12 protein-coding genes are annotated in these 12554 nt (G+C 66.5%); 7 read left to right on the forward strand and 5 right to left on the reverse strand.

Features of this window, described 5'->3' with window-relative positions; all coding sequences use genetic code 11:
- Window positions 1–103: 103 nt before the first annotated feature.
- From rpoD to IEW01_RS13250, 5 genes are all read left to right on the forward strand, one after another.
- A complete protein-coding gene (rpoD, locus tag IEW01_RS13230) occupies window positions 104–2107 on the forward strand; it encodes an RNA polymerase sigma factor RpoD (RefSeq protein ID WP_188528456.1) in 2004 nt (667 codons plus the stop codon).
- 108 nt (window positions 2108–2215) lie between these two features.
- Window positions 2216–2956: a DUF2971 domain-containing protein gene (locus IEW01_RS13235; RefSeq protein ID WP_188528458.1), complete on the forward strand. Its 741-nt coding sequence runs from the start codon at window positions 2216–2218 to the stop codon at window positions 2954–2956.
- Between the two features lie 123 nt (window positions 2957–3079).
- Entirely contained in the window at window positions 3080–3349 is a 270-nt protein-coding gene (locus IEW01_RS13240) for an HlyU family transcriptional regulator (RefSeq protein ID WP_188528460.1), read from the forward strand.
- Window positions 3350–3509: 160 nt separating this feature from the next.
- A complete protein-coding gene (locus IEW01_RS13245; RefSeq protein WP_188528462.1) occupies window positions 3510–3806 on the forward strand; it encodes a hypothetical protein in 297 nt (98 codons plus the stop codon).
- Between the two features lie 102 nt (window positions 3807–3908).
- Window positions 3909–4325 carry a secondary thiamine-phosphate synthase enzyme YjbQ gene (locus IEW01_RS13250; RefSeq protein ID WP_188528464.1) on the forward strand — a complete coding sequence of 139 codons (417 nt, stop codon included), beginning with the start codon at window positions 3909–3911 and terminating at the stop codon, window positions 4323–4325.
- A 7-nt stretch (window positions 4326–4332) separates the two neighbouring features.
- Here the strand turns inward: IEW01_RS13250 and IEW01_RS13255 are convergent, their stop codons facing one another.
- Complete coding sequence (locus IEW01_RS13255) at window positions 4333–4536, reverse strand: dodecin family protein (RefSeq protein WP_188528466.1); 204 nt, start codon at window positions 4534–4536, stop codon at window positions 4333–4335.
- A gap of 228 nt (window positions 4537–4764) precedes the next feature.
- Here IEW01_RS13255 and nrdR point away from each other — a divergent pair, with 228 nt between their 5' ends.
- Together nrdR and ribD are read left to right on the forward strand one after the other, a co-directional pair.
- The gene (nrdR, locus tag IEW01_RS13260; RefSeq protein ID WP_085527176.1) at window positions 4765–5235 is read left to right on the forward strand and encodes a transcriptional regulator NrdR; all 471 of its coding nucleotides are present in this window, start codon (window positions 4765–4767) and stop codon (window positions 5233–5235) included.
- Complete coding sequence (ribD, locus tag IEW01_RS13265) at window positions 5232–6323, forward strand: bifunctional diaminohydroxyphosphoribosylaminopyrimidine deaminase/5-amino-6-(5-phosphoribosylamino)uracil reductase RibD (RefSeq protein ID WP_368855198.1); 1092 nt, start codon at window positions 5232–5234, stop codon at window positions 6321–6323. The genes nrdR and ribD overlap by 4 nt, the downstream gene beginning before the upstream one ends.
- A 10-nt stretch (window positions 6324–6333) precedes the next feature.
- Here the strand turns inward: ribD and IEW01_RS13270 are convergent, their stop codons facing one another.
- The 4 genes from IEW01_RS13270 to kynA form a co-directional block, all read right to left on the reverse strand.
- The gene (locus IEW01_RS13270; protein WP_188528468.1) at window positions 6334–8655 is read right to left on the reverse strand and encodes a Hint domain-containing protein; all 2322 of its coding nucleotides are present in this window, start codon (window positions 8653–8655) and stop codon (window positions 6334–6336) included.
- A 279-nt stretch (window positions 8656–8934) separates the two neighbouring features.
- Window positions 8935–11151: a xanthine dehydrogenase family protein molybdopterin-binding subunit gene (locus tag IEW01_RS13275; RefSeq protein ID WP_188528470.1), complete on the reverse strand. Its 2217-nt coding sequence runs from the start codon at window positions 11149–11151 to the stop codon at window positions 8935–8937.
- A 2-nt stretch (window positions 11152–11153) separates the two neighbouring features.
- The gene (locus IEW01_RS13280) at window positions 11154–11621 is read right to left on the reverse strand and encodes a (2Fe-2S)-binding protein (RefSeq protein ID WP_188528472.1); all 468 of its coding nucleotides are present in this window, start codon (window positions 11619–11621) and stop codon (window positions 11154–11156) included.
- 95 nt (window positions 11622–11716) lie between these two features.
- Window positions 11717–12553, reverse strand: a complete 837-nt coding sequence (gene kynA, locus IEW01_RS13285) for a tryptophan 2,3-dioxygenase (RefSeq protein WP_188528474.1) — start codon at window positions 12551–12553, stop codon at window positions 11717–11719.
- Window position 12554: the final 1 nt, after the last annotated feature.

Raw genomic sequence — 12554 nt, forward strand, 5'->3', positions numbered from 1 at the left:
TCAAACGCGTAATCAAAGCCACCATATGAGAATGCGAATCACTGATTCGTTGAAAAACTCCGCCGAATCACGCCACTCTGGGTGCACGAGCAAGGAAGATCGCATGGCCGTCAAGGAAAACGACGATACCAAGGACACCGAGCAGGAGGACGAGCCGGTCAACCCCGACATGGACCAGGCCGCGATCAAGAAGATGATCGCCGAGGCCCGCGACAAGGGTTACATCACCTACGACCAGCTCAACAACGTCCTGCCGCCCGACCAGGTTTCGTCGGAGCAGATCGAGGACGTGATGTCGATGCTCTCGGAGATGGGCATCAACATCATCGAGGACGAAGAGGGCGAGGAAGGCGAAGACGACAAGGGATCGACCGAGATCGTCACCACGTCTTCGTCGCGCGAGGTCACCGTCTCCGCGTCGGAGACGGAGAAGCTCGACCGCACCGATGACCCGGTGCGCATGTATCTGCGCGAGATGGGCTCGGTGGAACTGCTGTCGCGCGAAGGCGAGATCGCCATCGCCAAGCGCATCGAGGCCGGGCGCAACACGATGATCGCCGGGTTGTGCGAAAGCCCGCTCACCTTCCAGGCGATCACGATCTGGCGCGACGAACTTCTGAACGAAGACATCCTCCTGCGCGACGTGATCGACCTCGACGCCACCTTCGGCCGCTCGCTCGAAGGCGAAGACGACGAGGACGGTGTCGTCGGCGGTGTCGCGACCGAAACCAAGGAAAGCCAGGCGCCCAGCAAGACCTCGGACGAGCCCGAACTGGATGCCGACGGCAACCCGATCGCCAAGGACGATGACGACGACGACGAGGACGAGCAGGCCAACATGTCGCTCGCCGCGATGGAGGCGGCGCTCAAGCCGCGGGTGCTGGAAACCCTCGATCGCATCGCCGCCGATTACACCAAGCTTTCCGATATCCAGGATCTGCGCATGAGCGCGACCCTGAACGAGGACGGCACCTTCTCGGCCAAGGACGAGGCGATCTACCAGAAGCTGCGCGCCGAGGTCGTCCTGCTGGTCAACGAGCTGCACCTGCACAACAACCGCATCGAGGCGCTGGTCGACCAGCTTTACGGCATCAACAAACGGATCATGTCGATCGACTCGGCGATGGTGAAACTGGCCGACCAGGCCCGGATCAACCGCCGCGAGTTCATCGAGGCCTACCGCGGCTACGAACTTGACCCGACGTGGCTCGACCGCATGGGCGAACGGGCCGGGCGCGGCTGGCAGGCGCTCGTCGAACGGTCGTCGGACAAGATCGCCGAACTGCGCGCCGAGATGGTGCAGGTGGGCCAGTATGTCGGCGTCGACATCCCCGAGTTCCGCCGCATCGTGCAGCAGGTGCAGAAGGGCGAGAAGGAGGCCCGCCAGGCCAAGAAGGAGATGGTCGAGGCCAACCTGCGGCTGGTGATCTCGATCGCCAAGAAATACACCAACCGCGGCCTGCAGTTCCTCGACCTGATCCAGGAAGGCAACATCGGCCTGATGAAGGCGGTCGACAAGTTCGAGTATCGCCGCGGCTACAAGTTCTCGACCTACGCGACATGGTGGATCCGGCAGGCGATAACCCGGAGCATCGCCGACCAGGCCCGCACCATCCGCATCCCGGTCCACATGATAGAGACGATCAACAAGCTGGTGCGCACCGGCCGCCAGATGCTGCACGAGATCGGCCGCGAACCGACGCCGGAGGAACTGGCCGAGAAGCTGCAGATGCCGCTCGAGAAGGTCCGCAAGGTGATGAAGATCGCCAAGGAGCCGATCAGCCTCGAAACCCCGATCGGCGACGAGGAAGACAGCCAGCTCGGCGATTTCATCGAGGACAAGAACGCGGTGCTGCCGCTCGACTCGGCGATCCAGGGCAACCTCAAGGAAACCACCACGCGGGTTCTCGCCAGCCTCACGCCGCGCGAGGAGCGCGTGCTGCGCATGCGCTTCGGCATCGGCATGAACACCGACCACACGCTCGAAGAGGTCGGCCAGCAATTCTCGGTGACCCGCGAGCGCATCCGCCAGATCGAGGCGAAGGCTTTGCGGAAGCTGAAGCATCCGTCGCGGTCGCGGAAGCTGCGGAGTTTCCTGGATCAGTGAAGCCAAAGAATGGACTGTTTGTATCACTACTGCAGGAACGACGTATTTCACGCCATAATCTCCAACCGATCGATTCGGCTGTCTTCACTAAGCCTTTCCAATGACACTTTGGAGGGGCGTTGGCTGAAGGGGCTGTTCGAGAAGGAATGTGTCACGCGAGGCTTCACAAGCGGTCAAACAGCTGAGCTCTTGGATGCGCTGGATTCGCTGATTGAGATGATAGACAGCCTTGGTTTTTGTCTCAGTGAGGAACCGGATTTGTTGAGCCAATGGCGCGGATACGCCGATGATGGCTATGGTGTGAGTATCGGTTTCTCCAAAGCTTTCCTCTCAAAGAATGTAGATGCTTTGGGCGCAGACATGCCCGGATACACCCTGAAGAAGGTCGGCTATGGAGAACTCCATGGCGAAGGCGCTTTGGAGACCGTGTTTGAACATTTAGAGAAAGCAAGAAGTGACGGTCTTTTTGAAAGGATAGGATTACTGAATTTTCCTCAAGAGGAACATGAGAAAGAATCCCTTTTAAAAAGGCGTGTTGCCGCGAAGATTCCGTTACTTTTATTGATTGGAGATTTGTTTGCTGTGAAAAATCCCGCATTCAGAGAGGAAAAGGAATGGCGTTTGGTTTCGCTTAGCGGCGGTGCTTTTTCTGACTCGAAGCAGTACCATACTCGGAGAGATGGTCTTGTTCCGTTTCGGGGGTACGCACTCCCAATTGATGAGAACCCAATTGGAGAATTGGTTCTAGGGCCGCGTAACAATTCAAGACCATCCGACGTAAGGAATTTCCTGGAGTCTTTTGGCTTCATGAATGTCGGGATAAAAAAATCATCGGCCAGCTATCGCTAGCTGAAGTAGGAAAACGAGGCCCCCCCCAAGGCCGGGCGAGACCCTCCGCCCCCGCGTGATATTTGATTCCCGGCCTGTTGCGCCTATGCTCCACCGCTGAGCGCAATCAAACCCGGAGGCTCCATGTCCCTCTTATCCAAACTCTTCGGCGGCGGATCGGCCCCCGAGCCGGAACCCGAAACCCACGCGGGCTTTCGCATCTATCCCGAGCCCGAAAAGGAAAGCGGCGGCTATCGCCTCGCCGCCCGGATCGAGAAGGAGATCGGCGGCGAGACCCGGACGCATCATCTCGTCCGCGCCGACGTGTTCAGCGACCGCGACGAGGCCGCCGCGGCGGCCCTGCGCAAGGCCAGGCAGTTGATCGACCAGTCGGGCGAGGGGCTTTTCGGCTGACCTGCCCGGCGAATGTGGCGCGCAGGACACGAGGGCTACCGGCCGGTCCGCTGCGACGCATTTGCACTTATCCACAGGTCCGGGCTGGTGTAGGATGCGGCTCGGAAAGGGCCGCCAAGAGAGCCCGCCACGAGGCAATTGTATCGAGAGGAATGTTCCAATGGCCGAGACCAAAACGACTGCTGCCAAGGCCGCAGCCAAGGAAAAAACCAAGACGCCGCTGACCCCGGAACAGAAGGCCGAACGCGCCGCGCGCCGGAAAGCCGCGAAAGTGATCGGGTTCACCACGTTCCGGCAGGAGTGGCGCGCCGCCAATCCCGAGGGCACCAAGGAACAGCGCAAGGCCGCCTGGGATGCCGCCCGCAAGGACGCGGTACGCAAGGCTTCGCGGCTGGTGCGGTCGCTCGAAAAGGGCGGCGTGAAGCTGGTGCAGGCTGAAGAGCCCGCCAAGGCCTGACGTATTCGGGGCGACCGTCCGGGCCTGCCCCGGACGGTCGCCCCGCTATCGCGCGCGCGGGATGCCACCATTACGCCGGCGCGGCGAAGGGCAGGGCAGGCGATGCACAGGATCTTTCGGATCGAAACACGCGGGCCGGGGCTGCACGAGTTCACCGGCGACGTGGCCCGCTTCGTGGCCGATGCCGCGGTCGATGAGGCGCTGCTCACGCTCTTTGTGCGCCACACCTCCGCCTCGCTGGTGATCCAGGAAAACGCCGATCCCGACGTGCGCGCCGATCTGGCCGATTTTCTGCACCGGCTGGTGCCGCCGAGCGACGATCCGGCGATGGCCTATATCCGCCACACCTGCGAGGGCCCCGACGACATGCCGGCCCATATCAAGGCCGCGCTCCTGCCGGTGTCACTCGCCATTCCGATCATCTCGGGCCGGATGGCGCTGGGCACCTGGCAGGGGATCTACCTGTTCGAACATCGCGCGCGGCCACATCGTCGCGAGGTGGCCGCGCTCATTCGCTGATCCGTGCTCAGTCGTCGAGCACGAAGGTCACCATCAGGTTGACCTGGTATTCGGTGATCTCGCCGTCGGCGACGCGCACCTGGTGTTCCTTGACCCAGGCCGAGCGGATGTTGCGCACGGTTTTCGAGGCGCGGCGAATGCCTTCCTGCACGGCGTCTTCAAAGCTTTTCGTCGAGGTGGCGGAGATCTCGGTTACGCGGGCAATACTCATGTTGTCCTCCTATGAGGTCGTTGCCCGCGCATTATCGCACCCTGCGGCGGCTGCGGATAGCTCTGTGCCGGGGCTCGGCTGTTTCCAGCCGCCGCGCGCGCGGCCCATCTGTATCTTGTGGTGCGTTTTAATGGCTACACAAGACACGGGTGAAACCCTATAGTGCCTGTGGATAAGTGGGCAGAGACCCGCATTTCCGGGGAAACAGGCAAGAAGAAGGGGACCGGCATGCGCTGCCCGTTTTGTGGAAACATCGATACCCAGGTGAAGGATTCGCGGCCCGCCGAGGATCACGTGGCGATCCGGCGACGGCGGTTCTGCCCGGCCTGCGGCGGGCGCTTCACCACCTACGAGCGGGTGCAATTGCGCGATCTCGTGGTGATCAAGTCGAACGGACGGCGCGAGGATTTCGACCGCACCAAGCTGGAACGCTCGATCCGGATCGCGCTGCAGAAGCGTCCCGTCGAGCCCGAGCGCGTCGACCAGATGATCTCGGGCATCGTGCGGCGGCTCGAAAGCATGGGCGAGACCGACATCTCCTCCAAGGCGATCGGCGAGATCGTGATGGAGAGCCTGGCCCGGATCGACACCGTGGCCTACGTGCGTTTTGCCAGCGTTTACAAGAACTTCCAGGAAGCCGATGATTTCGACCGTTTCGTGAGCGAGCTTCGCCCCGAGGTCGCTCCCGGCGACGAGTGACCGACGCGCGCTTCATGAGCCTCGCGCTTGCCCTCGGGCGGCGCGGGCTGGGCGCCTGTTGGCCGAACCCGGCGGTGGGCTGCGTGATCGTGGCCGGTGGCCGGATCGTCGGGCGCGGCTGGACCCGGCCCGGCGGGCGCCCCCATGCCGAGGTGGTGGCGCTGGCGCAGGCGGGCGCGGCGGCGCGCGGCGCCACGGCCTATGTCTCCCTCGAACCATGCGCCCATCACGGCAAGACACCGCCCTGCGCCGATGCGCTGGCGGCGGCGGGCGTGGCCCGGGTGGTGGTGGCGCTCACCGATCCCGACCCCCGGGTGAACGGGCAGGGCCTCGCGCGGCTGCGCGCCGGAGGTGTCGAGGTGGTCGAGGGCATCGGGGCCGAGGCGGCAAGGGCCGATCAGGCCGGGTTCCTGCTTCGGGTGACCGAGGGCCGCCCGATGGTGACGCTCAAGCTCGCCGCCTCGCTCGACGGGCGGATCGCCACCGCGAGCGGCGAGAGCCAGTGGATCACCGGCCCCGAGGCGCGCCGGCTGGTGCACGCGATGCGGATGCGCCATGACGCCGTGATGGTGGGGGCGGGCACGGTGCGCACCGACGATCCCGGGCTTACCGTGCGCGGCCTCGGTGCGCGCCGCCAGCCGGTGCGGGTGGTCCTGTCGCGCGGGCTCGACCTGCCGCTCGATGGCCAGCTGGCGCGGACCGCGCGCGAGGTGCCGCTATGGATCCTGCATGGCAGCCGGGCCGCGCCCGAGCGCATCGCGGCCTGGCAGGAGACGGGCGCGCGGCTGTTTGCCGTTCCGGTGTCGGCCGGGCAGCTCGACATCCGCGCCGCGCTCGCCATCCTGGGCGCGCAGGGGCTGACCCGGGTGTTCTGCGAAGGCGGCGGCTCGCTCGCCGCGGCGCTGCTCTCGGAAGGGCTGGTCGACGAGTTCGCGGGCTTCACCGCCGGGCTCGCGCTCGGCGCCGAGGGGCGCCCGTCGCTGGCGGCGATGGGGATCGACCGGCTGGGCGATGCGCCACGTTTCGCCCTCGTCGAAACCCGCGCGATCGGGGCTGACGTGATGCACCTGTGGCGGCGGCAGGGCTGAGCCCCGGCCCTCAGGCGACCTCGATCAGACGCGCCTCGTAGCCTCGCAGAACCGTCCGGGCAGTCTTGCCGTAGCCGCCGGGGTTGCTGCGCAGCTCGGGAAACAGCCGGAACAACTCCTCGCGCGCCGGGCCGTCGATCGCCGCGAGGCCCTCCATGCCGGGGTGAAAACTCTCGCAGGGCGCGCCGTTGGCCCAGACCACCTCGTGCCGGTCGAACAGCATGTGGTAATAACGCACCCGCGCCATCTCGACGACGGTGATGCTGGTGCCGTTCACCAGGTGCTTGGCCGGCACCATCACCTCGGAGGTGTCGAAGTAGAGCACGGCGTCGCTGCCGGCGTAGAGCATGCGGTGCTGCGGCGAGACGAGCAGGGGGCGATCGTTGCCGAAGGCGCCGCGCGCGAAGCGGATCGGCGCGAGGCTGTCCTCGCCCGCCACCTCGCTCGCGCCCACCCAGCGCAGCGGTTGCGGGCCGTGGTCGCGGGTGAGGACGAAATCGCCGGGGCGCAGATCCTCGATCGGGCGCGGCCCGAACGGGGTTTCGATCAACGTGCCCCGGGTGAAGCAGATGATGATGTTCTCGATGTTGGAGAAGCTGACCGTGGTGCCGTCGGCGAGCGAGGCGGAGCCGGTCTCGGGGTCGGTATAGGTGATCGAGCCCCAGTCGATCAGGCCGGAGAAATCGAGCGTGTCGCCGTCGGTTTCGCCGTCCTCGTCGCCGTCGATCACGATCGTCGCGCCGGGGCCGCCGAGGGCGGTGGCGGGATCGAGGCTGAACAGATCGTCGCCGGCGCCGCCCGAGGCGGTATCGCCCGCGCCGAGGGTGATGGTATCGTCGCCGGCCTCGCCGAAGAGCTGGTCTGCGCCCGTGCCGCCGGTGATCTGGTCGTCGCCGGCGCCGCCCCAGATCACGTCGTCGCCGGCGCCGCCGTCGATCACGTCGTTGCCGGCCGCGGCGTCGGGGCCGAGGATCATCGCGCTGTCGGCGAGGTCTTCGGTGAGGCCGCCGGGGGAGGTGACGGTGCCCGAGATCACCTGCTGGCCCGCGTTCTCCCAGTGCCGCACCTCGATGGTGTAGGACACACCTTCCTCCAGGGTGACCTCGCCCGAGCGGGTCGTGGCGGCCTGGTGGTAATCGTTGTTCATGTAGCTGGCGGTGGAGCCGTCCTGGTTGGTCCAGGTCAGCGGCGTGCCGTCGGCGTCGAGGATACGGATCGTCGAGCCGTCGTCGGAGGTGGTGGCGAAGGTGTAGACGCCGGTTTGCGTGGGCTGCAGCGTCGAGGTGTAGACCACGCCGAAATCGCTCGGATCGCCGCCGCTGCCGCGCGCGTCGTTGACCAGCTGGGTGCTGTCGAAGCCCTGCGTGGTGCCGGTGCCGGCGAGGGTGCCGCTCTCGGCGTCGAAGGCCTGGCCGCTGGCGCTGGTGAAATCGTGGTTCCAGACCTCGTAGGCCCACAGCCCCGGGTCCGAGGGCCCGTCGCCATAGATCACGTCGTCGCCCGAGCCGCCCGAGATCACGTCATCGCCCGCGCCGCCGGTGACGGTGTCATTGCCCGCGCCGGCGAAGATCGTGTCGTTGCCGCCATAGCCGAAGATGTTGTCGTCGCCCGCGCCGATGGTGTCGCCGTCCGGGTCGCCGGCGTAGCTGGCGTCGAGCAGGTCGTCGCCGGCGGTGCCCTCGACGATCCCGTCGGAATAGAAGGGCTCGCCGTTGGCGAAGGTGAAGCTGCTCACCCCGTCGGGATCGCCGGTGGCGAAATCGGTGTTCTCGTAATCCGCGAGGCTGGCGGCATCGCCCGAGCCGGGCAATTCGTAATCGTTCGCCCCGCCATCGGTGAAGCCGGTTTCGGCGACCTGGCTGTAGCCGGTCGTCCATTCGATCTGTTCGTAGATGAACTCGAGTTCGAAATCGCCGCTGCCGGTCGAGGTGATGACCACCTGGAAGGAGTTTTCTCCCGAGCCGAAATAGGGCCTGACGCTGTCCCAGGTGACGGTGACGGTGCCCGCGACCGGGTCGAGGTCCCAGTAGATCTCGCCGCCCGAGTTGATGTTCACGTCGCTGAAGAAGGGGGCGATGGTCGGGGTGTTGACGGAGGAGAGGTTGGCGGTCTGGTAGGCGGTATTGGCCGAGCCGAAGGTGATGTTGCCGTTCGAGTTGACGTAAAGCGAGGTGTAGGAATTGCCGAAGAAGTCGATCCCGCCGCCGCCGAAAACGGAGGTGATATCGACGTTGACCGAGCCGTCGTCGTTGTTGCCGATCTTCGGGGAGGAGGAAAACACGCCTTCGCCGTAGCCCGCAGGCCCGCCGAGACCGGAGTTCATCGTTGCCATGGCTGGATCTCCCGCGAAAGGGCGGGCACATGGCCCGGCCCAGGTGGCGGCAGGCGGGAGGGCAGCGGCATGAGGCCGCGCACGCGCATCCGATGGACGCGTTCAAAAACCCTGAGAGTCTGGCAAAAATCCAGCACCATCAAACCACTCTGCCTCGTTCGCCGCCGGTTATCGTCCGGTCGTGCGCGATCAGTGTAACAGGCAGAGACGAAAAGGCGAGCGGTTTTCCCGCTCGCCTTGAAATGGTCATGGATTCCGCGCAGTTAGGTCACGATCGCTTCAGCTTGCGAAGTCGAAATCCCGCCGCAGCGGCAGCGTTCGGGCGCGCTTTCCGGTGAGGTCGAACAGCGCGTTGGCAAGGGCCGGAGCGGCGGGCGGGGTGCCCGGTTCGCCGACGCCCTGTGGCCGGTCGCCGGACGAGAGCAGGGCCACCTCGAAGCGCGGGGTGGTCGGCATCCGCAGCGCCTCGTAGTCGGGGAAGTTGCCCTCCACCGCCGCGCCGCCCTCGAAGGTGATCTCGCCATGGATCGCGGCCGAAAGGCCGAAGACGGCGCCGCCGGTGAGCTGTGCCTCGACGTTGGCGGGATCGAGCACGAGGCCCGGATCGGCCGCGATCCAGCAGCGGGCGAGCCGGATCAGCCCGTCTTCCTCCACCACCTCGACGACTTCCGCGACAGGCGTGCCGAAGGAATAGGTGAAGGCCACGCCGCGGCCGACGCCCTGCGGTTTGTCGCCGCCCCAGCCGGAGATTTCCGCCACCTTTTCCAGCACGTCCGCCGAGGGCCCGTGCTCGGGCCGGATATGGGCGAGGCGGAATTCCACCGGGTCGGCCCCCGCCGCGTGGGCCAGCTCGTCGATGAAGCTCTCCCAGAAGAAGGCGTTCTGCGAATTGCCCACCGCGCGCCAGTAGCCCACGGGGATCGCCACGTCGGCGGCGAAGCCGCGCACCCGGATGTTCTCGGCCGCGTAGGGCTGGTCGGCGGCGCCCTCGGTGATGGTGCGGTCGGGCGGGGTGTAGGAGAGGCCCATCATCCCGCCGATGGTCTGGCCCATGATCGAGGGGCTGGCGAGATCGGCCGCCAGACGCGCGATCCGGCCATCCTCCAGCGTCGCCGACATCCGCGCCAGCGCGCCGGGGCGGTAATGGTCGTGGCGCATGTCTTCTTCGCGGCTCCATGTCACCGCCACCGGCACGCCCGGCAGGGCTTGGGCGATCCGCGCCGCGATCACGCCGAACTCCACGTTGGCGCGCCGCCCGAAGCCGCCACCCATGATCGTGGTGTGCACGGTCACCGCCTCGGGCTTGATGTCGAGCGCCTTGGCGGTGTCGTTCTGCAGCATGATCGGCGCCTGGTTGCCGGCCCAGAGCTCGACCGCGCCATCGCTGAACAGCGCGGTGGCGGTCATCGGCTCCATGGTGGCATGGGCGAGGTAGGGCGCACGGTATTCCACCGCGATCTCGCCCCCCGCGCCCACGTCCCCCGCCTCGCGGCCGGTGATGTTGGGCTTGTCGTCGAAGGCCTGCGCGATCCGCTCGAACACGGCGTCGGTGGTCTCGGGGTAGGGCGCGGGGCCCCAGTCGATCTCCACCGCCTCGGCGGCCTGCATCGCCAGCCAGGTATTGCTGGCGACCACGGCGATGCCATCGCCGATGTCGATCACCGCCTCGACCCCCGCCATGGATTCGGCCGCGCTGGCATCGAAGCCGCGCATCTCGCCGCCCTGGTGCGGGTTGCGGCGCACGGTGGCGAAGCGCATTCCCGGCAGCCGGATATCGGTGGCGAAGCTGGCGGTGCCGGTTGCCTTGGGCACCTGGTCGAGCCGGGGCTGGCTCTTGCCCAGCAACACCCAGTCGGCGCGCCGCTTGAGGCGGGGGGCATCGGGCGGCGTGAGGCGCGCGGCGTCTTCGGCAAGCGCGCTGTAGGCCAGCCTGCGCCCGTCGGTCGTCACGATCTCTCCCGCCTCGGCGCGGAGCTGGTCGAGGCCGAGGCCGAGGCGCTCGGAGGCCGCGAGCAGCAGCACCTCGCGCGCCGCGGCGCCGGCTTGGCGCATCTTGTCGAAGGCGTCGACGGTCGAGGTGGAGCCGCCCGTGACCTGCAGCCCGAGGATCTTGGGCACTTGCCCCATCACCGCGGCGCCGATCCCCGAGGGCGGTCCGTCATGGTATTCGCGCCCCACCATCAGCGCGCCGTTGGCATAGGCCTCGCCCGGGGGGCCGTGCTCGACGTGGATCTGGTCGAGCGGCACTTCGAGTTCCTCCGCCGCAAGCGCGGCGAGCGTGGTCTGCACGCCCTGGCCCATCTCGGCGCGTGGCACGATCACGGTGACGCCGCGGGCGTCGATCACCACCCAGGGGTTCAGCACCACGCCGTCGGTGTCGATCCCCGGCGCTTTCGGATCGCGCATCACCTGGTAGGTGCCGAAGGCGACGCCACCGGCGACGGCGACGGAGCCCACGAGGAAGGCGCGGCGGGTGAAGGTTCTCAGCTTGCCCATGGTCAGCCCTCCGCCTGCATCATCTTCGCCGCGTCGTGGATCGCGGCGCGAATGCGCGGGTAGGTGCCGCAGCGGCACAGGTTGCCCCACATCGCGTCGTCGATCTCTTCGTCGCTCGGGTCGGGGTTGTTGGCGAGCAGGTCGGCCGCCTGCATGATCTGGCCCGACTGGCAATAGCCGCATTGCGCCACGCCGTGGGCGACCCAGGCGCGCTGGATCGCCGCCATGGCGTCGGGCGTGCCGAGGCCCTCGATGGTGATCACCTCGCCGTCCACCACTTCGAGCGGCAACTGGCACGACCGCTGGGCCACTCCGCCGACGTGGACGGTGCAGGCGCCGCAGGCGGCCACGCCGCAGCCGAACTTGGTGCCGGTCAGCCCCAGCGAGTCGCGCAGCACCCACAGGAGCGGCACATCGCCGGGCAGATCGACCTCGTGGGTCTCGCCGTTGACGGTCAGGCTATAGCTCATGCGTGTTCTCCCTGAATGCTCTCCCCGAATATATCGCACCGGGGCCTGCTTTCATTACGCGACGTGGCGCAAAGCCGATCAAACCTGCGCGAGTCTCACAACTCGGTGCGCAGGTGCCACAGTTCGGGGAACAGCTCCACCTCCAGCATCCGGCGCAGGTAGCTCACGCCGCCGGTGCCGCCGGTGCCGCGCTTGAAGCCGATCACGCGCTCGACGGTGGTGACGTGGTTGAAGCGCCAGCGGCGGAAGTAATCCTCGAAATCCACCAGTTTCTCGGCCATCTCGTAAAGCTGCCAATGGGTTTCGGGATCGTCATAGACCACGCGCCAGGCGGCGATCACGCCGGGGTGCGCTTCGTGCGGGCGGGCAAGATCGCGCGCCGTGACTTCCGGCGGAATCTCGATCCCGGCGCGGGCGAGGGCGGCCAGCGCGGTATCGTATAGCGAGGGGCGGGCCAGTTCGGCGCTTAGTTTTTCGTGGATGTCGCGCCGGTGCTCATGCGGGCGCAGCATCGCGGCGTTGCGGTTGCCGAGCGTGAACTCGATCAGCCGGTATTGCCAGGACTGGAAGCCGGAGGATTGCCCCAGCGCCTCGCGAAAGGTGGTGTAGTCGGAGGGCGTCATGGTGCGCAGCACGTCCCAGGCGCTGTTGAGCTGCTCGAAGATCCGCGCCACCCGGGCGAGCATCTTGAAGGCGGGGCCGAAGCGGTCTTCGGCCAGTGCCGTGCGGGCGGCGGCGAGTTCGTGCAGTGCCAGCCGCATCCAGAGCTCGGAGGTCTGGTGCTGGACGATGAACAGAAGCTCGTCATGCGCCTCCGACAGCGGGTGCTGGGCGTCGAGGATCGCGTCGAGCCCAAGGTAATCGGTGTAGGACATGCGCCCGTCGAAGCGCATCTGGGCTCCGTCGTCGGCGGGATCGTAAGGGGTGGTCATG

Source organism: Sinisalibacter lacisalsi, assembly GCF_014640115.1.
GTDB classification, from domain to species: domain Bacteria; phylum Pseudomonadota; class Alphaproteobacteria; order Rhodobacterales; family Rhodobacteraceae; genus Sinisalibacter; species Sinisalibacter lacisalsi.